Source organism: Bradyrhizobium murdochi (genome assembly GCF_000472965.1).
GTDB lineage: Bacteria > Pseudomonadota > Alphaproteobacteria > Rhizobiales > Xanthobacteraceae > Bradyrhizobium > Bradyrhizobium murdochi.
Genome location: NZ_AXAU01000013.1, coordinates 143,492 through 167,087 on the forward strand (window position 1 = coordinate 143,492; position 23,596 = coordinate 167,087).

General features: G+C 62.5%; 24 protein-coding genes. 18 read left to right on the forward strand and 6 right to left on the reverse strand.

The window, feature by feature from the left end:
• Window positions 1-3: 3 nt before the first annotated feature.
• Together YUO_RS0123685 and YUO_RS0123690 are read right to left on the reverse strand one after the other, a co-directional pair.
• The gene (locus tag YUO_RS0123685; RefSeq protein WP_028349516.1) at window positions 4-975 is read right to left on the reverse strand and encodes an ABC transporter substrate-binding protein; all 972 of its coding nucleotides are present in this window, start codon (window positions 973-975) and stop codon (window positions 4-6) included.
• 48 nt (window positions 976-1,023) lie between these two features.
• On the reverse strand, window positions 1,024-1,752 hold the full coding sequence (locus YUO_RS0123690; protein WP_035727416.1) for a GntR family transcriptional regulator: 729 nt from the start codon (window positions 1,750-1,752) through the stop codon (window positions 1,024-1,026).
• 212 nt (window positions 1,753-1,964) lie between these two features.
• Here YUO_RS0123690 and YUO_RS0123695 point away from each other — a divergent pair, with 212 nt between their 5' ends.
• The 3 genes from YUO_RS0123695 to YUO_RS0123705 all read left to right on the forward strand — a co-directional run bounded on the left by YUO_RS0123695 (window position 1,965) and on the right by YUO_RS0123705 (window position 4,896).
• A complete protein-coding gene (locus tag YUO_RS0123695; RefSeq protein ID WP_028349518.1) occupies window positions 1,965-2,405 on the forward strand; it encodes a MarR family winged helix-turn-helix transcriptional regulator in 441 nt (146 codons plus the stop codon).
• Window positions 2,402-3,175, forward strand: coding sequence for an enoyl-CoA hydratase (locus tag YUO_RS0123700; RefSeq protein ID WP_028349519.1), 774 nt, complete (start codon window positions 2,402-2,404; stop codon window positions 3,173-3,175). The genes YUO_RS0123695 and YUO_RS0123700 overlap by 4 nt, the downstream gene beginning before the upstream one ends.
• A 107-nt stretch (window positions 3,176-3,282) precedes the next feature.
• A complete protein-coding gene (locus tag YUO_RS0123705; RefSeq protein WP_028349520.1) occupies window positions 3,283-4,896 on the forward strand; it encodes a GMC family oxidoreductase in 1,614 nt (537 codons plus the stop codon).
• A gap of 146 nt (window positions 4,897-5,042) precedes the next feature.
• On the opposite strand, the gene hemE is transcribed toward YUO_RS0123705, so the two are convergent.
• Window positions 5,043-6,089 carry a uroporphyrinogen decarboxylase gene (hemE, locus tag YUO_RS0123710; protein ID WP_028349521.1) on the reverse strand — a complete coding sequence of 349 codons (1,047 nt, stop codon included), beginning with the start codon at window positions 6,087-6,089 and terminating at the stop codon, window positions 5,043-5,045.
• 132 nt (window positions 6,090-6,221) lie between these two features.
• Here hemE and YUO_RS0123715 point away from each other — a divergent pair, with 132 nt between their 5' ends.
• Window positions 6,222-6,416 (forward strand): hypothetical protein, encoded by a 195-nt coding sequence (locus YUO_RS0123715; RefSeq protein WP_028349522.1) that lies wholly within the window; start codon window positions 6,222-6,224, stop codon window positions 6,414-6,416.
• A 69-nt stretch (window positions 6,417-6,485) separates the two neighbouring features.
• On the opposite strand, the gene YUO_RS0123720 is transcribed toward YUO_RS0123715, so the two are convergent.
• Both YUO_RS0123720 and trhO read right to left on the reverse strand, forming a co-directional pair.
• On the reverse strand, window positions 6,486-6,710 hold the full coding sequence (locus YUO_RS0123720; RefSeq protein ID WP_028349523.1) for a SlyX family protein: 225 nt from the start codon (window positions 6,708-6,710) through the stop codon (window positions 6,486-6,488).
• Window positions 6,694-7,446: an oxygen-dependent tRNA uridine(34) hydroxylase TrhO gene (gene trhO, locus YUO_RS0123725; RefSeq protein ID WP_035727417.1), complete on the reverse strand. Its 753-nt coding sequence runs from the start codon at window positions 7,444-7,446 to the stop codon at window positions 6,694-6,696. Before trhO ends, YUO_RS0123720 begins: the two co-directional genes overlap by 17 nt.
• A 192-nt stretch (window positions 7,447-7,638) precedes the next feature.
• Here trhO and ggt point away from each other — a divergent pair, with 192 nt between their 5' ends.
• The 7 genes from ggt to YUO_RS0123765 all read left to right on the forward strand — a co-directional run bounded on the left by ggt (window position 7,639) and on the right by YUO_RS0123765 (window position 14,326).
• Window positions 7,639-9,225 carry a gamma-glutamyltransferase gene (gene ggt, locus YUO_RS0123730; protein WP_028349525.1) on the forward strand — a complete coding sequence of 529 codons (1,587 nt, stop codon included), beginning with the start codon at window positions 7,639-7,641 and terminating at the stop codon, window positions 9,223-9,225.
• An 85-nt stretch (window positions 9,226-9,310) separates the two neighbouring features.
• Window positions 9,311-9,724, forward strand: coding sequence for an FKBP-type peptidyl-prolyl cis-trans isomerase (locus YUO_RS0123740; protein WP_235782806.1), 414 nt, complete (start codon window positions 9,311-9,313; stop codon window positions 9,722-9,724).
• A gap of 26 nt (window positions 9,725-9,750) precedes the next feature.
• The gene (locus YUO_RS0123745; RefSeq protein WP_028349527.1) at window positions 9,751-10,731 is read left to right on the forward strand and encodes a D-2-hydroxyacid dehydrogenase family protein; all 981 of its coding nucleotides are present in this window, start codon (window positions 9,751-9,753) and stop codon (window positions 10,729-10,731) included.
• Window positions 10,732-10,861: 130 nt separating this feature from the next.
• On the forward strand, window positions 10,862-11,377 hold the full coding sequence (locus tag YUO_RS0123750) for a cupin domain-containing protein (protein WP_028349528.1): 516 nt from the start codon (window positions 10,862-10,864) through the stop codon (window positions 11,375-11,377).
• 43 nt (window positions 11,378-11,420) lie between these two features.
• Window positions 11,421-12,158, forward strand: coding sequence for an enoyl-CoA hydratase/isomerase family protein (locus tag YUO_RS0123755; RefSeq protein ID WP_028349529.1), 738 nt, complete (start codon window positions 11,421-11,423; stop codon window positions 12,156-12,158).
• A gap of 131 nt (window positions 12,159-12,289) precedes the next feature.
• Window positions 12,290-12,715 carry a VOC family protein gene (locus tag YUO_RS0123760; protein WP_028349530.1) on the forward strand — a complete coding sequence of 142 codons (426 nt, stop codon included), beginning with the start codon at window positions 12,290-12,292 and terminating at the stop codon, window positions 12,713-12,715.
• Window positions 12,716-13,066: 351 nt separating this feature from the next.
• Window positions 13,067-14,326 (forward strand): phospholipid carrier-dependent glycosyltransferase, encoded by a 1,260-nt coding sequence (locus tag YUO_RS0123765; RefSeq protein ID WP_430649557.1) that lies wholly within the window; start codon window positions 13,067-13,069, stop codon window positions 14,324-14,326.
• An 89-nt stretch (window positions 14,327-14,415) separates the two neighbouring features.
• Here YUO_RS0123765 and YUO_RS0123770 read toward each other — a convergent pair whose 3' ends face one another.
• Window positions 14,416-15,048 (reverse strand): OmpA family protein, encoded by a 633-nt coding sequence (locus tag YUO_RS0123770; RefSeq protein ID WP_028349532.1) that lies wholly within the window; start codon window positions 15,046-15,048, stop codon window positions 14,416-14,418.
• A gap of 465 nt (window positions 15,049-15,513) precedes the next feature.
• Between YUO_RS0123770 and YUO_RS0123775 the strand changes: the two genes are divergently transcribed.
• The 7 genes from YUO_RS0123775 (at window position 15,514) to YUO_RS0123805 (ending at window position 23,511) form a co-directional block, all read left to right on the forward strand.
• The gene (locus YUO_RS0123775; protein WP_028349533.1) at window positions 15,514-15,744 is read left to right on the forward strand and encodes a hypothetical protein; all 231 of its coding nucleotides are present in this window, start codon (window positions 15,514-15,516) and stop codon (window positions 15,742-15,744) included.
• Between the two features lie 77 nt (window positions 15,745-15,821).
• Window positions 15,822-16,994 (forward strand): winged helix-turn-helix domain-containing protein, encoded by a 1,173-nt coding sequence (locus YUO_RS0123780; protein ID WP_028349534.1) that lies wholly within the window; start codon window positions 15,822-15,824, stop codon window positions 16,992-16,994.
• A gap of 68 nt (window positions 16,995-17,062) precedes the next feature.
• Window positions 17,063-17,557, forward strand: a complete 495-nt coding sequence (locus YUO_RS43900) for a hypothetical protein (RefSeq protein WP_051379603.1) — start codon at window positions 17,063-17,065, stop codon at window positions 17,555-17,557.
• 162 nt (window positions 17,558-17,719) lie between these two features.
• Complete coding sequence (locus YUO_RS0123790) at window positions 17,720-18,826, forward strand: efflux RND transporter periplasmic adaptor subunit (protein ID WP_028349535.1); 1,107 nt, start codon at window positions 17,720-17,722, stop codon at window positions 18,824-18,826.
• A gap of 91 nt (window positions 18,827-18,917) precedes the next feature.
• Window positions 18,918-22,070 (forward strand): efflux RND transporter permease subunit, encoded by a 3,153-nt coding sequence (locus tag YUO_RS0123795; protein WP_028349536.1) that lies wholly within the window; start codon window positions 18,918-18,920, stop codon window positions 22,068-22,070.
• Window positions 22,071-22,089: 19 nt separating this feature from the next.
• Window positions 22,090-22,698: a TetR/AcrR family transcriptional regulator gene (locus YUO_RS0123800; protein WP_028349537.1), complete on the forward strand. Its 609-nt coding sequence runs from the start codon at window positions 22,090-22,092 to the stop codon at window positions 22,696-22,698.
• A gap of 180 nt (window positions 22,699-22,878) precedes the next feature.
• On the forward strand, window positions 22,879-23,511 hold the full coding sequence (locus YUO_RS0123805; protein ID WP_028349538.1) for a flavin reductase family protein: 633 nt from the start codon (window positions 22,879-22,881) through the stop codon (window positions 23,509-23,511).
• Window positions 23,512-23,596 lie beyond the last annotated feature (85 nt).

A 23,596-nucleotide genomic window follows, 5' to 3' on the forward strand; every position in this document is an offset into this window, starting at 1 on the left:
GTCTCAGAACTTGGTCGGAACCGGCTTGAACTGCGTCGAGATAATTTCCGCGGCCGGCCCAAGATCCTTCATGCCGCCCGCCTTGGCCATGTCGAGCGCGAGCTGGAGCTGTTCCGGAATTTTCGGACCGTCCATGCTGCCGTCGGTTTCCAGCTTCATGATCGTGTTCTCATATTCCAGCGCCGCGATCTCGGCGGGAATTTCATAGAGTTCGGTAATCAGCTTGACGGAAGCGTCCTTGTTGGCGCGCATGTACATTAGTGCGCCATAGAGCGCGTTCAGCGTCTTCTGCACGAGCTGCGGCTTGTCCTGCACGTATTTATCGAGCGCGATCCAGCCGGCGGCGAGGTTCGGCGGCACTTCCTTGGAGAAATCGAGGATGGTGCGCGCTTCGCCCGATCTGGAGATCTGGAAGCTCAGCGGCGAATAGACGACGGCCGCGTCGACGTTACCGGCGAGCAGGTTCGGAACCAGGCCGCCGCCGCCGACGGGAACGCGGGTGAATTCGATCTTCTTGTCCTGCTGGGTCCATAGCGCCAGCAGGTCGGAGCCGGAGCCGGCCGAGGTGATGGCGACCTTCTTGCCGTTCAGGTCCTTCACCCCAAGCGTCGATTTCGAAAGCGTCATCAACTGCCAGCCGTAGTAGCCCGTGGCTGCGCTCGCGAGCACCTTCGAATTCACGCCCTTCTTGCGCCCGGCCGATACCAGCGAAGTCGCGTCGAGGATCACGTCGGCGGCGCCCGCCGCCATCGCCTCGAAGGTCTCGGCGCCGCCGCGATAGATCGTGAGTTCAGCCGCGATGCCTTCCTTCTGGAACAGTTTTTGGCGCACCGCGGTTTCCGCGATCGTCGTGGGCCAGTAGGTTTTCGTCGGAAGCCCGATGCGCACGGTATCGGCAGCTTGCGCCATGCCTGATGCGCCAAGCACGGTGGCGGCCGCAATCGTTCCCAATATTTGGCGTCGCGTGATTTTCATTTGTGACGTTTCCCTTTGCTTTTCTTGATTTGATTTTCGAACGGTCGATCAGGCCGGGTCGCCACCTCCGAACGGTTTCGGTGTCGCGAGCTCGACGAGATGCATGGTCGTCATGAAATGCTTCGAGAGCGCCGCGACCGCGGCATCGCCATCGCGCTTGAGAACGGCATGCACGATTGCCGCGTGTTCGGCCTCGACATTGCGGGATTCTTCGCTGTTGCGCCGGATCGCAAGCCTTCGATAGCGTTCGCTCTGCTCGTGCAGGACGTCGCGAAAACCGAGCAACCATTGCGAGCCGCAGGCGTTCACCAGCGTACGGTGAAAGACTCTATGCCGCACCACCCACTCCTCATAGTGATGGGTCGGATCATCGGGGTAGGTGTAAGGCACGGCGCAGAGTGCCGCGAAAGATTTCTCCACCGAGGCAAGCCATGCCGCATCGCCACGCTCGATCGAACGGCGCAACGCCAGCCCTTCGATATCGACGCGGGTTTGCGTCACGTCTCTGAGGTCGGCGGGCGAAACCGGGCTGACACGAAAGCCGCGCTGGTCGGATGCCTGCACCAGCCCGTCCGCGACCAGCCGCGACAGCGCCTCGCGCACCGCGGCGAGGCTGACCGAAAACTGCTTGGCGAGACCGGCGATGTGCAGCTTCTGGCCAGGTAGTAGCCGGGTCGAGAGAATATCCGCGCGCAGCCGTTCCTGAACGGCGGACGTCAGGCTTCGCGGCCGTTCGTCGGCAAGGCGCTCGCCAAAACTCAACCCGATACTGCTCATGGCGGGCAGCTTGGCGAGAGTAGGTGAGATCGTCAATCGAAAATCGATTTTTTAGCTAAACCACTGTCGATACTTAATTTTCTTCCTCGCCAGCCCGTTTCAAGCCGCCGAGCCCCGAATATCTCTCGATGAGCCGGATCAAAAATCGTCGTGACAAACCTCCTTGCAATTGCTTAGATAGTTCGCATGCGAAATAAATTGATCTCATCGACATGAGCCCGCGTCGCGAGCACCGGCTGGTGTTCCTGCTCACCGTCGCGCAGCGCCGGCTGCAGCGCTGGATGGCGGCGCGGTCCCCGCACACCGGCGTGACCGCCGCGCAGTCCGGCCTGCTCTTCGTCCTGGGCCAGCGCGACGGCGTCCTGATGGGCGAGGCGGGTGCGGCGCTCGATCTTGGACCACCTGGCATCAGCGGATTGGTGGACCGGATGACGGCGGCGAACCTGATCGAGCGGCGGGCCGATCCGGATGACGGGCGTGCGTGGCGTCTCTGGCTAACGCCGGCCGGCCGCGCGGCGATGGCGCAGTCGAAGGCTGGGCTCGCCGACGTCAATGCGCGGCTCACAGAAGGGTTTACCGACGCCGAGATCGATGTCGTTGCGCGCTGGCTTACCACCATGCAGAGCAGATTTCCCAAAGGAGAAGACGAATGACCGAGCACATCAAGATCGAGAAGAGCAACGGGATTTTAAGCCTGACGATGGCTCGGCCCGACAAGAAGAACGCGCTGACGAATGCGATGTATGGCGCGCTTGCGGACGCGATCGAAGCCGCCGAGACGGATTCATCCGTCCGCGTGCTGCTGATCCGCGGCGAGGGCGACATGTTCACCGCCGGCAACGACGTCGGCGAGTTTGCAGCCATTGCGACCGGCGCACTTCAGGGCGAGCGCCATGTCGGCCGCTTCCTGCAGGCGCTTGCACATTCGAGCCGCCCGCTGGTCGCAGCCGTTCAGGGACGCGCCGTCGGTATCGGCACCACGATGCTCTTGCACTGCGATCTGGTTGTGCTGGCCGAGAATGCGCTGTTGTCGACGCCGTTCGTTAATCTGGCGCTGGTGCCGGAAGCCGCTTCCAGTCTGCTGATGCCGCTCCGCATCGGCTATGCCCGCGCCTTCGAGATGTTCGCGCTCGGTGAGGCGGTCGATGCAAAGTCCGCATTCGCCTGGGGACTTGCCAGCCGCGTGGTGCCGCTCGACAAGCTCGATGCGGAAGCGAAGGCTTTCGCATCCCGGTTGGCGAAACTGCCGGCGGGCGCCGTCAGCACGACCAAACGGCTGATGCGCAATCCGGAACTTCTGATGGCGCAGATCAAGGCCGAGAGCGAGCAGTTCGCGGCTCGCCTGAAGACGATGGAGGCGCGTGAGGCTTTCGTCGCGTTCGCCCAGCGCCGGCCGCCGGACTTTTCGAAACTGGCAAGCTAACCGGCGCCGGCCGCATTGAAGATGGTTTTTCGTCGCCTGCGACTGCGAGGCAATTGACCGCCCGTGGCGGCCCAGCTACCTCTTTGGGCCGCCCGCGGGGGAAACAAATGAACAAGAACAATGACACTTCCGAATTCGATTACGTGATCGTCGGCGCCGGCTCGGCCGGATGCGTGCTCGCCAATCGATTGACGGCCGACGGCAAGCATTCCGTTTTGCTCTTGGAGGCCGGACCGAAGGACACCAATCTCTGGATCCACGTGCCGCTCGGCTACGGCAGGCTGTTCAAGGAAAAGTCCGTCAACTGGATGTACCAGACCGAGCCCGAACCGGGATTGAACGGGAGGCAAGTGTTCCAGCCGCGCGGAAAAGTGCTTGGCGGCTCCAGTTCCATCAACGGCCTGCTCTATGTGCGGGGCCAGCATGAGGATTACGATCGATGGCGGCAGCGCGGCAATGCCGGCTGGGGCTATGACGACGTGCTGCCCTATTTCAAGAAGGCCGAGAACCAACAGCGCGGCGCCGACAAATATCACGGCGCCGATGGTCCGCTGCCGGTGTCCGACTGGCGGCATCACGATCCCCTGTCGGAAGCCTTTGTGATCGCTGCGGCCGAGACCGGTATTCCGACCAATCCCGATTTCAACGGCGCCACGCAGGAGGGCGCGGGATTTTTCCAGACCACGACAAGGCGTGGGCGCCGGGCCAGCACGGCGTTCTCCTACCTTCGTCCCGCCAGGAAGCGGCCTAACCTGCACATCGAGACTTCCGCGCTGGCGCAGCGCATCCTGTTCGAAGGACGCCGCGCCAAGGCGGTCGAGTACAAGCAGGAAGGCCGCGTGCGTACCGCACGGGCGCGCAAAGAAATTCTGGTCTCCAGTGGCGCATACAACTCGCCGCAACTACTGCAGCTCTCCGGCGTCGGACCAGCGGATCTGTTGAAGCAGCACGGCATCGAGATCGTGCTCGACGCGCCCGGCGTCGGCAGCGATCTGCAGGACCACATGCAGGTCCGCCTGATCACCCGCTGTGCGCAAAAGTGCACGCTCAACGATGTCGTCAACAGCCCGATCCGCACGATGATGGCGGGCATTCAGTACGCAGCCCTGCGCAAGGGGCCGCTGACGATCGCGGCCGGCACGTCAGGCGCTTTCTTCAAGACCAGCCCACGGCTGGCGTCGCCCGACATCCAGATTCACTTCCTGCCGTTCTCGACCGACAAGATGGGCGAGAAGTTGCACGCGCTTTCCGGTTTCACCGCCTCCGTCTGCCAGTTGCGCCCCGAAAGCCGCGGCTCGCTCCGTATCAGGAGCGCGGACCCTTCAGTGCCGCCGGAGATTCGCATCAATTACCTCGCCACCGAAACCGATCGCCGCGCTTTCATCGACGGCATCCGCATCCTGCGCAAGATCCTCGCAGCCCCAGCGCTGAAGGCTTACGCGGTCTCAGAAGTCGATCCGGGTTCGAAGGTGCAGAGCGACGACGAACTGCTGGATTTCTGCCGCCGCACCGGCAGCACGGTCTATCACCCCACCTCGACCTGCCGGATGGGCAGCGATGCGCTCGCGGTCGTCGACCAGCGCTTGCGCGTGCCCGGCATCGAGGGCCTTCGCGTCGTCGATGCGTCGATCATGCCGGACCTGATGTCGGGCAATACCAACGCGCCGACGATTATGATTGCAGAAAAGGCGTCCGACATGATTCTGGAGGATGCAAGGTAGTTTTCTTAACCTCGCCCCGCTTGCGGGGAGAGGTCGGCGCGAAGCGCCGGGTGAGGGGGTACAGGTCTATCAACTCGCACTACCTGGTGGAGACCGCCCCTCACGCCAACCCTCTCCCCGCAAAAGAGCGGGGCGAGGGACAGACCTCAGCCCTTATACCCCCGCACCCGCTTGAGCATTTGCTCGACATGGGCGATCGGGGTTTCCGGCTGGATGCCGTGGCCGAGGTTGAAGATCAGCCGTCCTTGCGCGTAGTTCGCCAGCACGTCGTCGACGGCGCGGTCAAGCGCGGCGCCGCCTGCGATCAACGCCAGCGGATCGAGATTGCCCTGCACGGCGACACGGTTCTGCACGCGCTCACGGATCATGGAAGGCTCGGCCGCCCAGTCGATGCTGACCGCGTTGACGCTTGTTGCCTCCACATAGGCCGGCAGCAGCGCGCCAGCGCCGCGCGGAAAGCCGATGATCTTGGCGTCCGGCACTTGCGCGCGCACGCCGGCAACGATGCGCTTCGTCGGCTCGATCGACCAGCGCTCGAATTCACGCGGCGGCAGCACGCCGGCCCAGGTGTCGAAGATCTGCAAGCAGTCGGCGCCGGCCTTGAGCTGGCCGAGCAGATACTGGATCGAATTCTCCACCAGCACGTCGATGATTTCAGCGAACGCCTCGGGATGACGGTAGGCCATCATCCGCGCCGGCGCCTGGTCCGGCGTGCCCTGTCCTGCAACCATGTAGGTTGCCACCGTCCAGGGCGCGCCGCAGAAGCCGATCAGCGCGATCTCAGGTGCAAGCTCGCGCTTCACGCGGCGTAACGCTTCATAGACCGGTTCGAGTTTGCCGAAATCGGCATGGCGCGCGAGCGCCGTCACTTGCTCCGGAGTATCGAGCGGATCGAGCCGCGGACCTTCGCCGGCCTCGAAGCGCACGGAGCGGCCGAGCGCGTAGGGGATGACGAGAATGTCGGAAAAGATGATCGCCGCATCGAAGTTGAAACGGCGGATCGGCTGCAGCGTTACCTCGGCGGCATATTCCGGCGTGAAGCACAAATCGAGGAAACTCCCCGCCTTGGCGCGCAGCTCGCGATACTCCGGCAGATAGCGGCCGGCCTGTCGCATCATCCAGACCGGCGGCACCTTCTGCCTGCGGCCGGAGAGCACTTCGACAAAAGGTTTCACGACGGATTTCTGAGACAAAACGTGGATTCCTGCGGGCGCGGCTGATGCGCCTCTGATACACGCAGGTTCCCTCGAGGCCAAGGACGGATAGCAAGGGCAAACGTGGAACCGGCGTAAAACGGGCCCGTTATCTCATTCATGGAGGTTCCTATGGCCCAGAAGTTCAATCCTGCTGCGCATGACAAGCACGCCGACGATCCCCGCGAAGCGCTGAAGGCCGACCGGGAAATCCATGAACAACTCGAGGCCGGGCTGGTCGACACGTTTCCGGCATCGGACCCTGTGAGCGCTGCGCAACCGGCGCCGTCGAAAGCCGATCACGAACATCAGAATCCATCGCGCTAATGCAAGAATGGCGCGAATTGTTTCGCGTGGCGAACGGCCTCCCCAAGGGAGGCCGTTTCTGTTTGTACTTCAATAATGCGGCGGCGGCTCGTTCGCCGGGCCGGGCAAGTTGCTTTCGGCTTCGCGCAGGCGCTCCTTCAGTTCAGCCAATTGGCGCGTCAAGGAATCGATCTGGTGCCACTGTGCGGTAATCGTGTGATTCAGCACCTCGATCGTCTCATCCTGGAACGTCGCCCGTATTTCCAGTGCGTCGAGGCGCTCGCTCAGTGCGGTGACGTCATTCGTGCGCGCCATCGTTCCCTCGTCGCTGCCGTAGGCCGTGGCCCAGCGCCACGCGTTCGTCGAACACGAAGCATTCGCCGCGCCAGCGGCTCTCATTCTCCGGTACGCCTTCGAGATAGCGGAGGATGCCGCCCTTGAGATGATAGACCTCGTCAAATCCATGCGCCAGCAGATAGGCGCTGGCCTTCTCGCATCGGATACCGCCGGTGCAGAACATCGCAATCTTCCTGTGCTTCGCCGGATCGAGTTTCTGTGCGGCGAATTCCTTGAACTGCCCAAAGCTCTTGATGCCGGGGTCGACCGCGCCTTCGAACGTGCCCATCGCCACTTCGAACGCATTGCGGGTGTCTATCACCAGCGTGTCGGGCGCTGCGATCAGTTCGTTCCAGTCTGACGGCTCGACACAGGTGCCGACCTGTCGGGTCGGATCGACCGCCATATCTCCGAGCGTAACGATTTCCTTCTTCAGCCGGATCTTCAGACGCCGAAACGGCATCTCGGAAGCGGTCGAGAACTTGAGTTCGAGATTGCTGAGCCGCCCGCCGAAAAGGGCGCCGCGCTGCAATTCGCCGACGAACGCGTCGATGCTCGCATCGCCGCCCGCAACCGTGCCGTTGATGCCCTCATGCGCCAGCAGCACGCTGCCCTTCAGCCCGAGGCCTGCAGCAAACGAGCGCAGCGGTTCGCGCAACTCCCGGAAGTCCGATAGCGCGGCGAATTGATAGAAGGCGGCGACTTTGAGCAGCATGGCGATCGTTTATCAGGCGGGCCGCGCAGGGGAAACCCCGTAAAGCCCTGCATATTCCGCGCATTGCCCCTGACGTCCCATTGGCATGCCAGCCATTGCCCTGCCGGGGATGAATATGCCAAAGAACCGTCTGTAAACCCGCCCGATGCTTCCGCGGGATGCTCAAGAAACGCTGAAAAGAAAGCACTCGCGATGAGGAATTTCCATTTCGCCGGCCGCTCCACGGTCCATGCCCAGAACGCGATGGTGGCAACGTCGCATCCGGAGGCCGCATTGGCCGCAATCGACGTGATGCGGGCGGGTGGCACGGCGGCGGACGCCGCGGTCGCGGCTTGCGCGTTGCTCGGCGTCATCGAGCCGCAATCGACGGGTATCGGGGGCGATTGCTTCGCGCTGATCCAACCCAGGGGCGAGGGCAAGATCGTCGCCTATAATGGCTCCGGCCGCGCGCCGATGGCGGCCAAGGCCGAATGGTACCTCGAACGCAAGATCCATTCTGTACCGCTGACCTCGGCGCATGCGGTCAGCATTCCCGGCGCGATCGACGCCTGGGAGACGATCCTGCGCGACCACGGCAAGATGGGACTCGACACGCTTCTGCAGCCCGCGATCAAGGCTGCCGAGGAAGGCTACGTCGTCGCGCCCCGTATTGCCTTCGACTGGAAGAACCAGTTCGAGAAGCTGAAGAACGGCACCAACACCGAGCGCTATCTGCTGCCGCATGGCAAGCCAGCGGTGGCCGGCGACGTGATCCGCCAACCCGAACTGGGCAAAACCCTGCGTGCGATCGCCAAGAGCGGCCGCGATGCGTTTTATGCCGGCGAGATCGCCGAGGACATGGTCGAGACCTTGCGCGGCATCGGTGGCCTGCACACGCTGGAAGATTTCGCCGCACATTCGACCGAGGCGACGTCGCCGATCGGCACGATGTACAAGGGCCACGATGTCTGGCAGTGCCCGCCAAACGGCCCGGGCATCACCATGCTGGTGATGCTGAATATCCTTTCCCGCTTCGACCTGACGAAGTTTCCCGCGCTCAGCGTCGAGCGTTTCCATCTGGAGGCGGAAGCCGCGCGCATCGCCTACATGATGCGAGAGCAGCACGTCGCCGATCCGCAGCATGTTCATGTCGATGTCGCCGGAATCCTCGCCAAGGAATTCGCCGAGGAGCACATCAAGAACATCCGGATGGACCGGCTGCTCGATCTGCCGAACGTCGCGCCACCGATGAATCCATCGACCGTCTACATCACGGTGGTCGACAAGGACCGCAACGTCTGCTCGTTCATCAATTCGATCGCGCATTCGTTCGGCTCGGCGATCGTGTCCAACAAGACCGGCATCCTCCTGCAGAACCGCGCCGGCGGCTTCCGGATTCAGCCCGGCCATCCCAACTGCATCGCGCCGGGCAAGCGGCCGCTGCATACCATCATCCCGTCGCTCGCGACCAAGAACGGCCGCGCGGTGATGCCGTTTGGCGTGATGGGCGGCCAGTATCAGCCGGTGGGACAGACCCACGTGCTGACCAATATGCTGGACTATGGCTGCGATGTGCAGGAAGCCATCGATATGCCGCGCGGCCTGCATTACGAAGGCGTCTACCAGCTCGAGGACAGCGTGCCGGCCGAGATCGTCGAGGGCCTGAAAAAGATCGGCCACAAGACTACCAGCGTGGTCGGTCCGCTCGGCGGCGGCCAGGCGATCTGGATCGACTGGGACAAGGGTACGCTGACCGGCGGTTCCGATCCCCGCAAGGACGGTTGCGCGCTAGGCTACTGAGCGTCTAGAAGCTCCGTCTCTCCAAAAAGAGGTTCAACAGATGCGCTTCTCGCGACGCACGATCTTCCGAGCCGCATTTGCCGCCATGGCAGCCGCGGTTTCAACGCCCGCTGCCATCAGGATGGCAGCGGCCCAGACCGCAGGAAAACCCATGACCGCAGCTTCAGGCTTGCAAATTATTGACAGCAAGGTCGGCACCGGCGCCTCGCCCAAGACCGGCCAGACCTGCGTCATGCATTACACCGGCTGGCTCTACGAGAACGGCCAGAAGGGCAAGAAGTTCGATTCCTCCGTCGACCGTAACGAGCCGTTCGAGTTCAAGATCGGCCAGCGCCAGGTGATCGCCGGCTGGGACGAAGGCGTCGCATCGATGAACGTCGGCGGCAAGCGCACGCTGATCATTCCGCCCGCACTCGGCTATGGCGCGCGGGGCGCCGGCGGCGTTATTCCACCGAATGCGACGCTGATGTTCGACGTCGAATTGCTGGCGGTGAAGTAACCGCACACTGAACGAGGGAGCGCGTCGTGAAGGTCTCGATCCTCGACGATTATTTCGACACGCTGCGCACCCTCGATTGTTTCGGCAAGCTGGCCGGGCATGACGTCACCATCTGGAACGATCATGTCCAGGATGTCGATGCGCTGGCGGAGCGCCTGCGCGAGACCGAGGCGTTGGTGCTAATCCGCGAGCGCACGCAGATCCGGACGCCGTTGCTGGAGCGTCTGCCGAAACTGAAGCTGATCAGCCAGCGCAGCGTCTATCCGCATATCGACATCGACACCTGCACCCGGCTCGGCATCGTCGTGTCGTCGAGCCAGCATGCCGATACGCCGTCCTATGCGACCGCCGAATTTACCTGGGGCCTGATCCTGGCGGCGATGCGCGCCATTCCGCAGCAGATGGCGGCGCTCAAGGCCGGCAAATGGCAAATCGGCGTCGGCCACACGCTGCGCGGCAAGACGCTCGGCATTTATGGCTATGGGCGGATCGGTGCTGTTGTAGCGGGCTACGGCAAGGCGTTCGGCATGAACGTGCTGGTATGGGCGCGCGAACCAGCCATGGCGAAGGCCCGCGCCGACGGATACGAGACTGCGGCAGGCAAGGCTGCTTTCTTCGAACGATGCGACGTCCTTTCGCTGCACATGCGGCTCGTCGATGCCACGCGCGGCATCGTAAAAGCGGAAGATCTCGCGCGCATGAAGCCGTCGGCGCTTCTGGTCAACACCAGTCGTGCGCCGCTGATCGAGCCGAACGCGCTGGTCAACGCACTGCGCGCCGGAAGACCTGGCATGGCGGCGGTGGACGTCTACGAAAAAGAGCCACTCCGCGACGTCAACGATCCGCTCCTGAACATGGACAACGTGGTCTGTACGCCGCATCTCGGCTACGTCTCGCGCGACGAATACGAAATCCAGTTCACGGATATCTTCGATCAGATCGTTGCTTACGCCGCCGGAACACCGACGAATGTCGTCAATCCGGATGTGATGTCGAGACGGCGTTGAATAGGCGGGGTGCGCCCTGGCCATGACGAAAACCGGGACGCCCATGCGCCGCCGGCTCCCTTAATGTTCTGGTTTGCGGCCCCGGTTTTCGATACCGTTGGGGACGAACGATCTTTCGAGAAAGCTCCCAATGACCGGCACGCATGACCACACCCATTCGCACCACTCCCACGATCACGACGAGCGCTGGAAGCATGACGGCGTCCGCGTGATTCCCGGCAATCAGCTCGATCCCAATGTGCCCTCGACCGCGGGTATGGACCGCAAGGCCGCGATCAATTTCGCCCGCGTCGGCGCGCAGAAATTGTGGGCGGGCACGGTGACGATCCGGCCCGACGCCAAGACAGGCGCGCATCACCACGGCCATCTCGAAAGCATCATCTATGTCGTGAAGGGCAAGGCGCGGATGCGCTGGGGCGAACATCTTCAGTTCACCGCCGAGGCCGGCCCCGGCGATTTCATCTTCGTGCCGCCCTACGTGCCGCATCAGGAGATCAATGCCAGCCGCGACGAGGTGCTGGAATGCGTGCTGGTGCGCTCTGACGGCGAGGCGGTGGCGATCAATCTCGACATCGAGCCGGTGGAAAAGCCGGAGACCGTGTTGTGGGTCGATCCCGTGCACCGCGATCCCGCCGAGAAGAAGTAAGAACAACGATCACCGCATCGTGCGGATGTCGCGGGGGAATGCCATGAAGCTTGTTCGCTACGAGAGCGCAGGCCACGTCGCTACTATCACGATGGATCGCGCGTCTGCCCACAACGCGCTCAACAACGCCTTGTGCGATGAGCTGCGCGAAGCCTGGCTCCGCTTTCACGAAAGCGAGGATCGCGTTGCGGTGCTAGCGTCGTCCGAAGAGAAATATTTCTCGGTCGGCGCCGACGTGAACGATCTCCCTGTCAACATGTGGCACGCGGTGCCCGGCTTGGGCGTTGAGCTGGACAAGCCGGTCATTGCCGCGACCTCGGGATGGGTCGTCGGCGGTGCCTTCGTGCTGGTGCAGATGGCCGACATGTGCGTGGCCTCGGAGACGACGCGCTTCATCTACCCCGAGGGCAAGATCGGCACCACCGCCGGCGGCGTCTCCTCGGTGATGGCGCGCATGCCGCACAAGATCGCCATGGAATTCCTGCTGGTCGGTGAGGAAATGTCGGCGGAGCGGGCCTATCAGATTGGCTTCGTCAACAAGGTCGCGCCGAAGGGGCAGCATGTCGTGCTCGCCCAGGAGATGGCGGCAAAGATCGCCGCCAACGCGCCGCTGGTGGTTCGGGCCCTGAAGAAGCTCGCCCGCGAGGCGATGCCAAAGGGGCCCCTGGAGACGGTCGCCGAGGTGCGCCGGCTGCTCGACGTCGTGCGCGACAGCGACGACCTCAAGGAAGGCGTCAAGGCGTTTGCCGAAAAGCGCAAGCCTGACTTCAAGGGCAGGTAGCGGCCATTCGCCGCCGAACACTGGCGAACCACGCGCCCTTTCCCAGCGCGAAAAATAATTCGAGAAGGGATGTCGGGTCTGTTCTAGCCCGCTCGTCCTTGGCACGAACCCCGCGAAAAAAGGAGCCCCTTATGGCTAAAATGATCTTCGTCAATCTGCCGGTCAGCGATCTCGCCCGCTCGACCGCCTTTTATCAGGCGATCGGCGCTGAAAAGAACCCGCAATTCTCCGACGACACCGCATCCTGCATGGTGGTGTCCGAAAGCATTTACGTGATGCTGTTGACCCACGACAAGTATCGCCAGTTCACCTCGAAGAAGATTGCCGACGCCAAGGCCACGAGCCAGGTCCTGCTCTGCCTTTCCGCCGACAGCCGCAACGCAGTGGACGATATGGTCGGAAAGGCGCAAGGCGCCGGCGGCGGAGCCGATCCGGGTCCGAAGCAGGATTACGGCTTCATGTATGGCCGCAGTTTTGAAGATCCCGACGGCCACCATTGGGAAGTGATGTGGATGGATGTCGCGGCCGCGACCGCTGCGCAGTCCGCCACTGCGTGACAGGTCGAACCCGTCAGCAAGCCGGCTGCAACTCTCTACGTCTCGTAGCTCGCCCCAGTGTGTCATCGCCCGCACATCGACCGGGCGATCCAGTAAGCCGTGCTGCCGATTGTTGCGAAGGAATTGACGACGCGAAGTACTGGATGCCCCGCTTGAAGCGGGGCATGACTGCAGGCGCACGCGGCTACTCGCCCGCCGGTTGGTGGTCGCGATCGAAATGCGTTCAACGCGATGGACATAAAAATCTGGAGCGGTCACACTAAATTGTGCCGCAATGTCATTCCGTGATTCCGTGCCAGATTGTCCGTGAAGCCATTGGCCCCATCACATTCTGTTCTGTCCGGTTCGATGATGCGCACGGGCATCACCGCGGCAGTCCTTTTTGTTCTCGCGCACTTTGCGATGCTGATCGGCGTCGCCGCACCGGAAAAGTTCTATTTCGACGAGGTGCATTACGTCCCGGCGGCGCGGCAGATGCTTGAGCCGGTGATGCGAGAGCCGATGCTCAACCCGATGCATCCACCGCTCGCCAAGCAGTTCATCGCTCTGTCGATCCATTCACTAGGCGACGGACCGCTAGGCTGGCGCTATCCGGCCGTGTTGTTCGGATCGTTTGCTATTGTAGCGGTGTATCTGTGCGGCCTGACGCTGTTTGCCGCTCAGGGCCCGGCGATTGCGGCGAGCCTGCTCGCCTTTTTCAATCAGATGCTGTTCGTGCAATCGCGGATCGCGATGCTGGATATTTTTGCGCTCGCTTTCGGCCTGTTCGCTATCGCGGCATTCATGCATTGCTTTCGACGAGAGCGGCCGCATCTGTGGTTCGCGCTTGCCGGGATCGGCTTTGGCCTGTCGGCCGGCTGCAAATGGAGCGGGCTGTTCGCGCTCGCAGTCTGCATCGCCATCATAGCCGTGATCCGCTTGATGCAAAGCTGGCGCACTCACTTCGCGGATGCCCGGCCGGAGGATTGGTACCGGCCCGATCTCTGGCCCGGTTTCAAGGCCTGGCATTTCGCCGTCTGCTTCGTACTAATTCCGGCCGTCGTTTATCTTGCCACCTACATTCCGCTCTACGGATTGTCGGTTTCGGATATCCTGCAGGCGCAGCGGCGCATCTTCAACGATAACACGACGAGTGCGATTGCAGGCCACACCTATATGAGTTCATGGCCGTCCTGGCCGTTCCTGGTGCGCCCGGTCTGGTATCTCTTCGACAAGGTCGACGAAGACCATATCGCCGCCGTGGTTCTCCTCGGCAACCCGCTGATCCTGTGGCCGGCGCTGATTGCGGTCGCGATCTGCCTGCGCGACTGGATCGTGACGCGGCGGGTCGACGCCTTCCTGATACTGGCGTTCTATTTCGGCCCATACCTCGCATGGGCATTGCTGCCGCGAACGCTCGGCTTCATCTATTACTATCTGCCGGCGGCGACCACGGCGAGCCTTGCGCTGGTGTATGCCTTGAAACACGGCAGCATGCCCGGTTGGGTGCTATGGGCCTATGTTGCAATCGGCTTTGCCGGCTTTGTCGCAATGTTGCCGATATCGGCCGCGTTCATAGGCACTTCGATGGCGACGTTCAGCCGCCTGATGATCTTCCAGAACTGGATTTGAGGCGGCCATTCGCGCCGTTTAGCCAATAGAAAATCCGCCTGCCGCTGGCGGCAGGCGGATCGGCTTTCAAGACCTCGCCTTTCAAAACCTTACTTGGAGGCGGTCTTGCTATCCATGTTGACGACCTGAACGCGGCGGTTGGTGGGATCCGTCGGCGCGTTCGCATCCTTCAGCTTGGTCTCGCCGTAACCGACCGTCACGAGATTGGAACCGGCGATGCCGTACTTCTCGGTCAGGTACTTCTTGATCGTATCGGCGCGGCGCTCGGAAAGATCCTGGTTGTAGGCCTCGCTGCCGATCGCGTCGGTATGACCGGCGACCACGAAGGTCGAACCCTTCAGGCTCGAATCAGAGAGCGCCTTGCCGAGTTCCTGCACCGCGGAAACCGAGTTCTTGCTGATATCGGCCGAATTGTAGTCGAACTGAATTTCGAGATCGATCTTCGGCTTGCTCGCGGCAAGTTCCGCGATTTCCTGGCGCTCGCCGAGCGACAGCGACCGGGTCTTGCGGTTGCGTAGGGTGTCGACGAAGCCGATTTCCTTGGCCTTTGCGGCAGCATCCACCGGCTGCTGCGGGCCGGTCGAAAGGCCGCGGGTCGCGCCCGGCTTCGGCTTCAGAGCGTCCAGGATCTTGTCGGCCGAGACGGTGTCGCCGGCGACGGCCAGCCCCGCCGTCATCGACAGCGCGGCGCCGATAGTCATGATCGAGAGAAAGCGGGTCATTGTCGTAATCCTCACTGTTAACGCCCTGCAAACTGGCGTGCATGACGTTTTGATGCAGCGACGATAGGACGGGTTCAAAGCAGGCAATGTGATTCAAATCACATTGGTAAAGGCCGTCTGATGTCCAAGTCGACGCTGATGGCGCCGGAGGTCGCGGCGCTAGCTGCGCTGTCGGGACTGAACGGTCCAAGCAAGTGCAACGACACTTCGCCGGATAACGGACCGCTCCGTCACTTCCCGCCGCTGACTTTGGAAAAGAAAAAAGCGGCTCGTCGCGCCGGCGCCGATCTGTGGACAACAAATCGGCCAGATGCGCGTCTAGCAAAACTACTCGCAAAAAATCTGAAGAAGAATTCGTTCGGGGCAACCAAACGGGCGGGCCGGGTGTTACAGTCAGTCAAACGTCAGCGTGAGTATCTGGGTCATCGCACCAGCGCATCGGAGCCAGCCGGTTCCGGAAGTTCAATGCCAACACTGATCGGCGCGGCGATGATCGCCGCTGCAATCTTGCTGTCGACGCTGCTCAACGCGCTCGGCAGCCGCTATGTCGGGTTTGAAAGCCCGACGGAGGAGAGCGCGTGGCTGGTCGATCGCCTCACCGGCCATGTCTACAAATGCCATGCGCCGCAGCCCGGCCGCGCCTCGTGCGAGGCCGAGATCGCAACCGGCAGCGTTGGAGAGCAGCAGAAGCGGTGAGGTGATTCGCGCCGCGAGGCGGCGGTCAGGGAACCCGGGACTCCCCACACGCGCGAATCCCGCTACATTGCCGTGCGATGCCCCGCACGACTAAGCCCCATCCCCTGACCAAGCTGGAAGCCCGGCGAATCTGGCTGCACGCTCAACGGCTCGACACCAGCGAACCGTTCGGCGCCGGACCGCAGGCGGTCGCGGCCGCGGTGGACCATCTCGGCTATGTCCAGATCGACACCATCCACGTCATCGAGCGCTGCCATCACCACATTCTCTATAGCCGCATCCCGGCTTACGCCCGTGCCGACCTGCGCCAGGCGCAGAGCGTCGACAAGAGCGTGTTCGAATACTGGACCCACGCTCTGTCCTATGTGCCGGCGAAGGATTTTCGCTTCTTCGTTCCGGCGATGCGAGAGCACCGGCGCGAAGGCCACCGGTGGTTTGCTTCCGTCAAGCCGGAGGACACCCGCAAGGTGATGCGGTTGTTGCGGCGCGACGGCGCGCTCACGATCCGCGACATCGAGGACGACGTTCTGACCGAAAAAGAGCATCTATGGCAGAGCCGAAAACCCTCGAAACGGGCGCTGCAGCTCGCGTTCTATACCGGCGAGGTGACGATTTCCGAACGCACCGGCATGCTCAAGACCTATGAGCTGATGACGCGGCATTTCGGTTGGGACAAGCCGCCAAAGCCGGCTCCCTCGGTGGAGATCACCGCCTATGTCCTCGACCGCGCGCTTCGCTCCCAAGGCGTCGTCAGCCTGGATTCCGTCTGCCATCTCGATGCGCCGAACAAGCCCGCGGTGCGGCGCCTGATCGAGGCGCGGGTGCGGCGCAAGGAACTGGTGCCGGTCGCTCTCGAAGGCGCCGGCAAGCAGGAGCATTGGGCCCGGCCGGAAGTGCTGGAGGCGAATGGGACGGCGGATGTAAGCGATGGCCCGGTGCACATTCTCTCGCCGTTCGATCCCCTGATCATTCAGCGCAAGCGTACCGAACTGTTCTTCGATTACGGCCACCGCTTCGAGGCCTATGTGCCGAAGGAGAGGCGCCTGTTCGGCTATTTTGCGCTACCGGTGCTGGTCGGCGAAGACATCGTCGCCGCCATCGATCTCAAAACCGACCGCCAGAACAAGAAACTCCTGATGCAGAAATGGAGCTGGGTCGGTAAGGGCGCGGTAAGGGCGGCGCGCAAGGATTACAAGCGGCGCATCGAGGAAGAGCTGGATCGCTTCGAGCAGTTTCAGTTGGGGGAGTAGCGTTTGCGTTCGGGAACCCGACTCCGCTTCATCGGTTAGTTCCATGTGCCACAGCCCAGGAGGGCGACATGGGCAAGCATAAATCGGTTCTGGAGAAATTCACCGACACGGTGAAGGAGATTGCGAACACCGCAACGGAAGCTGCCAGCCAGGCGCTGAAAGCCGACGAGCCGGGATTCAAGGCCGATGAACGCGCGGCAGCCTACGTGCCGCTTGCTGCCGATGGTCTCGTGTCCGATCCGCTGATGGTGCCGCCGACCGCAGCCCCGCCCGCACGGCGGAAGCGCGCAACGAATAAGCGGCGCAGCGTGCCGGCGGCCAGGGCCAGGAAAGCCGGAGCTGCCAAGTCTCGAAGTGCGAAGTCTCGGACTGCGAAGACTCGAACTGCAAAGGCCGGAGCCGCCAAGACTCGAACCGCACAGGCGCGGAGCGCCAAGAAGACGGCCAAAAGGTCAGCCGCAAGGAAATCGAGCAGCCAGAAATCAAGGCCGGCGAGCAAGGCCGCGAGAAGCGCGAAGAAGATCACCGCAAAGAAGTCTCGCAAGAAAGCTCGACGTGCTTAATGCGGGCAGGGCGAAGAGCGGGCCGGTCCGGAGCCAATTCCTCTTAGGAGGGTCATTAACTCTTACTTCATCTTTCTTCACGAATTCATGATCGCTGACGAATATTGACATTCATCAGTCGCCATTCGATACTCCTCATCGGTTTCCGCGATGGAGAGTTCGATGTTCGCCCGGTCCATTTTCTCTAGCTATTACAGGCTCTTGACGGGAGCTTTGTTGGCGCTTGCGGTGTTCGTGCTGGCTGGCTGCAATGAAAAAGCGACTGAGGCGGCCGCTCCCGGGCGCCCGGTTTTGGTTGCCACCGTGCATTATGCGGCTGAGACGCCGGAGCGCAGTTTCGTTGGCACCATCCGTCCCCGGATCGAGACCGACATGGGTTTCCGCGTCCCCGGCAAGGTCGCCCGGCGCCTGGTCGAGGTCGGCCAGACCGTAGATGTCGGCCAGCCGCTCGCCACCCTCGATGAAGTCGATCTGAAGCTGCAGGCCGAGCAGGCGGAGGCCGAATTCCGCGCCGCTACTGGCGTGCTGGCGCAGGCTGGCGCTGCCGAGCAGCGCGCCAAGGATCTGCGTGCCAAGGGCTGGACCACCGACGCCCAGATGGATCAGAGCCGCGCCGCCGCCGATGAAGCGCGCGCACGCCTCAATCGCGCCGAGCGGCAGGTCGAACTCACCAAGAACTCGTTGTCCTATGCAACGCTGGTCGCCGATACCCGCGGCGTGGTCACCGCGACCTTGATCGACCCCGGCCAGGTCGTCGCTGCTGGCCAAACCGCGGTCCGAGTCGCCCGCTTTGCCGAGAAGGAGGCCGTGGTCGCGATTCCCGAGACGCTGGTCGGCCGCGCCAAGTCCGGCACCGCCACCGTGACGCTGTGGACGGATTCGGAAAAGAAATATGCCGCAAAGCTGCGCGAGATTGCGCCTTCCGCAGACCCCGCGACGCGGACTTATTTGGCCAAATTCTCGCTACCGGATGCCGACGACAAGGTCTCGCTTGGCATGACCGCCACCCTGACGCTTGCCGATGCCGCCAGCGAGCGCGTGGCAAAACTGCCGCTGTCGGCGCTGTTCAGCCAGGGCAGCAATCCCTCGCTCTATATCGTCGACGATTCCGGCGCGATCGCACTGAAGCCGGTCGTCGTGAAATCCTACGAGAGCAATGCCGTCGTGATTTCAGGCGGCGTCAACGAAGGCGCCAAGGTGGTTGCGCTCGGCGTGCAGAAGCTCGATCCGGCCCAGAAGGTCCGGGTGGTCTCGTCGCTGTCGTTCTAGCCCTGTCAATTAACCCCGCGCCGTCATTGCGAGGAGCGAACGCTCGCAATGACGGTGGAAGTGCAAACGTATTTCGAAGTTGGAGAGTGACATGAAGCGCTTCAATCTTTCGGGCTGGGCGGTGAGCCATCCGACCCTGATCCTGTTCCTGATGATCGCGCTCGGCGTCGCCGGCTTCTTCTCCTATCAGCGGCTCGGCCGCGCCGAGGACCCGTTCTTCACGGTGAAGGTGGTGAACGTTTCTGCGATCTGGCCGGGCGCGACCGCGCACGAAATGCAGACCCAGGTCGCCGACCCCATCGAGAAGAAGCTGCAGGAATTGCCGTTCTTCGAAAAGGTGCAGACCTATTCCAAGCCGGCGTTTACGGCGCTGCAGGTCACCTTCAAGGATTCCACTCCGCCGAAGGACGTGCCCTATCTGTTTTATCTGCTGCGCAAGAAGCTCGCCGACGTGCAGGGCCAGTTGCCCGCAGGGCTGCTCGGGCCGAACGTCAACGACGAATTCTCCGACGTCGATTCCATTCTCTACATGATGACCGGCGACGGCGCCGACTACGCGCAATTGAAGAAGGCTGCCGAAGGCATGCGCCAGCGGCTGCTGAAAGTTAAAGGCGTCACCAAGGTCAATCTTTACGGCACCCAGGACGAGCGCATCTTCGTCGAGTTCTCCCACGCCAAGCTCGCAACGCTCGGCATCACGCCGCAGGCGCTGTTCGATTCGCTCGCCAAGCAGAACAACGTCACGCCCGCGGGCACGGTGGAGACTTCCTCGCAGCGCGTGCCGTTGCGCGTCACCGGCGCGCTCGATGGCGTCAAGGCCGTTGCGGAAACCCCGGTCGAAAGCAACGGCCGCGTGTTCCGGCTTGGCGATATCGCGACCGTCAGCCACGGCTTCGTCGATCCCCCGACCTTCGTCGCCCGCCAGGAAGGCAAGCCCGCGATCGGCATCGGCGTCGTCACCACCAAGGGCGCCAACATCCTCGAGCTCGGCGAGGATGTCGAGAAGGCGACTAACGATTTCATGAAAGCGGTGCCGCAGGGCATCGAGGTCGAACAGATCGCCGACCAGCCGAAGGTGGTCGAGCGCGCGGTTGGCGAGTTCGTGCATTCCTTCATTGAGGCGCTGGCGATCGTGCTGTTCGTCTCGTTCGTGGCGCTCGGCTGGCGCACCGGCATCGTGGTGGCAACGTCGGTGCCGCTGGTGCTCGCGATCGTCTTCATCGTCATGAATGCGATGTCGATCGACCTGCACCGCATCACGCTTGGCGCCTTGATCATTGCGCTCGGCCTTCTGGTCGACGACGCCATCATCGCCGTCGAGATGATGGTGGTGAAAATGGAGCAGGGCTGGGACCGCGTTCGCGCGGCCGCCTTTGCCTGGGAATCAACTGCGTTTCCGATGCTCACGGGAACGCTGGTCACGGCCGCTGGCTTCCTCCCCATCGGCTTTGCCAATTCGGCGGTCGGCGAATATGCCGGCGGCATCTTCTGGATCGTGGCGATCTCGCTGGTCGCCTCCTGGTTTGTGGCGGTGATCTTCACGCCCTATATCGGCGTGAAGCTGTTGCCTAACATCGCCGTGCACCACAACCACGATCCGCACGCGATCTACGAGACGCGGATGTATCGCGGCTTGCGCGCCGTGGTGCAGTGGTGCGTCGACCACCGGATCAAGGTGGTGGCAGCGACGGTCGGCGTGTTCGCGCTGTCGATTGTGGGCTTCGGCAATGTGCAGCAGCAGTTCTTCCCGCTTTCCGAACGGCCTGAGCTGTTCCTGCAGCTACGCCTGCCGGAAGGAACCGCCTTCAACGTCACGGAAAAGTCCGTCAAGAAGGCCGAGGCGCTCTTGAAGGACGACAAGGATATCGCGACCTACACTGCCTATGTCGGTCAGGGTTCGCCCCGCTTCTGGCTCGGCCTCAATCCGCAACTGCCCAACGAGGCCTTTGCCGAGATCGTGATTGTCTCCAAGGACGTCGAGGCCCGTGAGCGGATCAAGGCGCGGCTGGAGAAGGCGGTCGCCGAGGGCGAACTGTCCGAAGCGCGCGTTCGCATCGACCGCTTCAATTTCGGCCCACCGGTCGGTTTCCCGGTCCAGTTCCGCGTGATCGGCCCCGACGCCAATTCCGTGCGTGACATCGCCTACAAGGTCCGCGATGTCATGAGGCAAAATCCCAATGTCGTGGAACCGCAACTCGATTGGAACGAGCAGTCGCCTTACCTGAAGCTCGTGGTCGATCAGGACCGGGCGAGGGCGCTCGGCCTCACCCCGCAGGACGTCTCGCAGGCGCTCGCCATGCTGATCTCGGGTGCGCCGGTCACCACCATCCGCGACGGCATCGAGAAGGTCGGCGTGGTCGCGCGCGCGGTACCGTCGGAGCGGCTGGACCTCGGCCGTGTCGGCGAACTGACCGTGACGTCGCGCAACGGCGTCGCCGTGCCGCTGCAGCAGATTGCCAGGATCGAATATTCCCATGAGGAGCCGATCATGTGGCGGCGCAACCGCGATATGGCGATTACGGTGCGTACCGACGTCGTCGACGGCGTGCAGGCGCCCGACGTCACCAACCAGATCTGGCCGAAACTGAAGGAAATCCGCGATCAACTCGAGCCGGCCTACCGGATAGAGCCGGGCGGCGCGTTCGAGGAATCCGAGAAGGGCAACGCTTCGATCGCCCTGCTGTTTCCGCTGATGGCGCTGGTGATGCTTACTCTGCTGATGATCCAGTTGCAGAGCTTCTCGCGTCTGATCCTGGTGTTCCTGACTGCGCCGCTCGGCATCGTCGGCGCCTCGCTCGGTCTCAACATTGCCAACCAGCCGTTCGGCTTCGTGGCGCTGCTCGGACTGATCGCGCTGGCCGGCATGATCATGCGCAACGCCGTCATTCTGGTCGATCAGATCGAGGCCGACGTTTCCCAAGGCCTGACGCGGAAGGAAGCCATCGTCGAAGCCACCGTCCGGCGCGCCCGGCCGGTGGTGCTGACGGCGCTGGCGGCGATTCTGGCCATGATCCCGCTGTCGCGTTCCGCCTTCTGGGGGCCGATGGCGATCACCATCATGGGCGGATTGTTTGTCGCAACCTTCCTGACCTTGCTGTACCTGCCGGGCCTTTACGCCCTGTGGTTCAGGAAGAGCCTGGAAGAAAGCGGACAGGCTGAGCACCCCGATCTTGCGGCGCAACATCAGGCCAGGGAGCATCCGAAGGGTCCGCACGCAATTCCGCTTGCCGACGCCGCAGAATAATTGAACATTGAGAGCTGACATGACGCTGATTTCGGAACACATCGAGACTGACACCCGCGAGAAGATCCTCGTGGTGGCGGAGCGTCTGTTCAGGCAGATCGGCTACCAGAAGACGACGGTCGCCGACATTGCCAAGGAATTGCGGATGAGCCCCGCCAACGTCTATCGCTTCTTCGATTCGAAGAAGGCGATCCACGAGGGCGTGGCGCGGACCCTGATGGGCGAGGTCGAGGTCGAGGCGCAACGGATTGCGCAGGCGGCCGGGCCGGCGTCGGTCCGCCTCCGCGAGATGATCAAGACCATCAATCGCATGAACACCGAGCGCTATGTCGGCGATTCCAAGCTGCATGAGATGGTCGAGATCGCGATGCAGGAGGACTGGGGCGTCTGCGTCGCTCATATGGAGATGATTGCCCGGACCATCGGCCAGGTGATCGGGCAGGGCGCCGCCTCCGGCGAGTTCGAGGTTGCCGATTTGCAGCTCGCCTCGCTTTGCGCCTGTACCGCGATGATGCGCTTCTTCCACCCGCAGATGATCGCGCAATGCGCCACCAAGCCCGGCCCGACGATCGACGAAATGATCGATTTCGTCATTGCCGGCCTCTCGCCGCGCGCCAAGGCGAATTGAGCTCTCCGCCACTTGACTCCACCGTCATTGCGAGCGAAGCGACTTGTCCGCCGTAGCTTTAACGAAGGCGGAAGCAATCCATCGCGCCGCGTGCCGTGACTGGATTGCTTCGTCGCAAGCGCTCCCTTGCGCAAACGCTTCGCGTTTGTCGCAGGCAATGACGAAGAAGGACGAGGTGGAATGGACGCCAAGAGCCCAAAAGACCTGCATTTCTACGAGCCGAAGAACGGCCACGGCCTCAAGCACGACCCCTTCAACGCCATCATCGCGCCGCGCCCGATCGGGTGGATTTCCTCGCGCGATGGCAAGGGCAACATCAATCTGGCGCCTTACAGCTTCTTCAACGCCTTCTGCTATCACCCGCCGATTATTGGCTTTTCCTCCACCAACTGGAAAGACAGCGCGGGCAATATCCAGGAGACCGGGGAGTTCGTCTGGAATCTCGCCACGATGGATCTGGCGAAGCAGATGAACGCGACGGCGGCCCACGTTGCCCCTGAAGTCGATGAGTTCAAGCTCGCAGGCCTTACAGCCGCGTCATGCAAGCTCGTCAACGTGCCCCGGGTGGCGGAAAGCCCCGTTGCCTTCGAATGCAAACTGACGCAGATCATCCAGTTGCAGGGCAAGGACGGCGAAAAGGCACAGGCCTGGCTGACGCTCGGCGAAGTCGTCGCCGTCCACATTGACAAGGCCTTCATCAAGGATGGCGTCTATCAGACCGGCCTCGCCTATCCGATCGTCCGCGCCGGCCGCCGCGGCGACTATTTCGAGATCAAGCCGGAAAACATGTTCGAGATGATCCGGCCGGATTAAGCGAATCTAGTCCGGATGCAGCCTACGGTCGCGCGCATGCGCGCCCCACGGGCAACACGGAACTCCGACGCGCCGAAATGCTTAT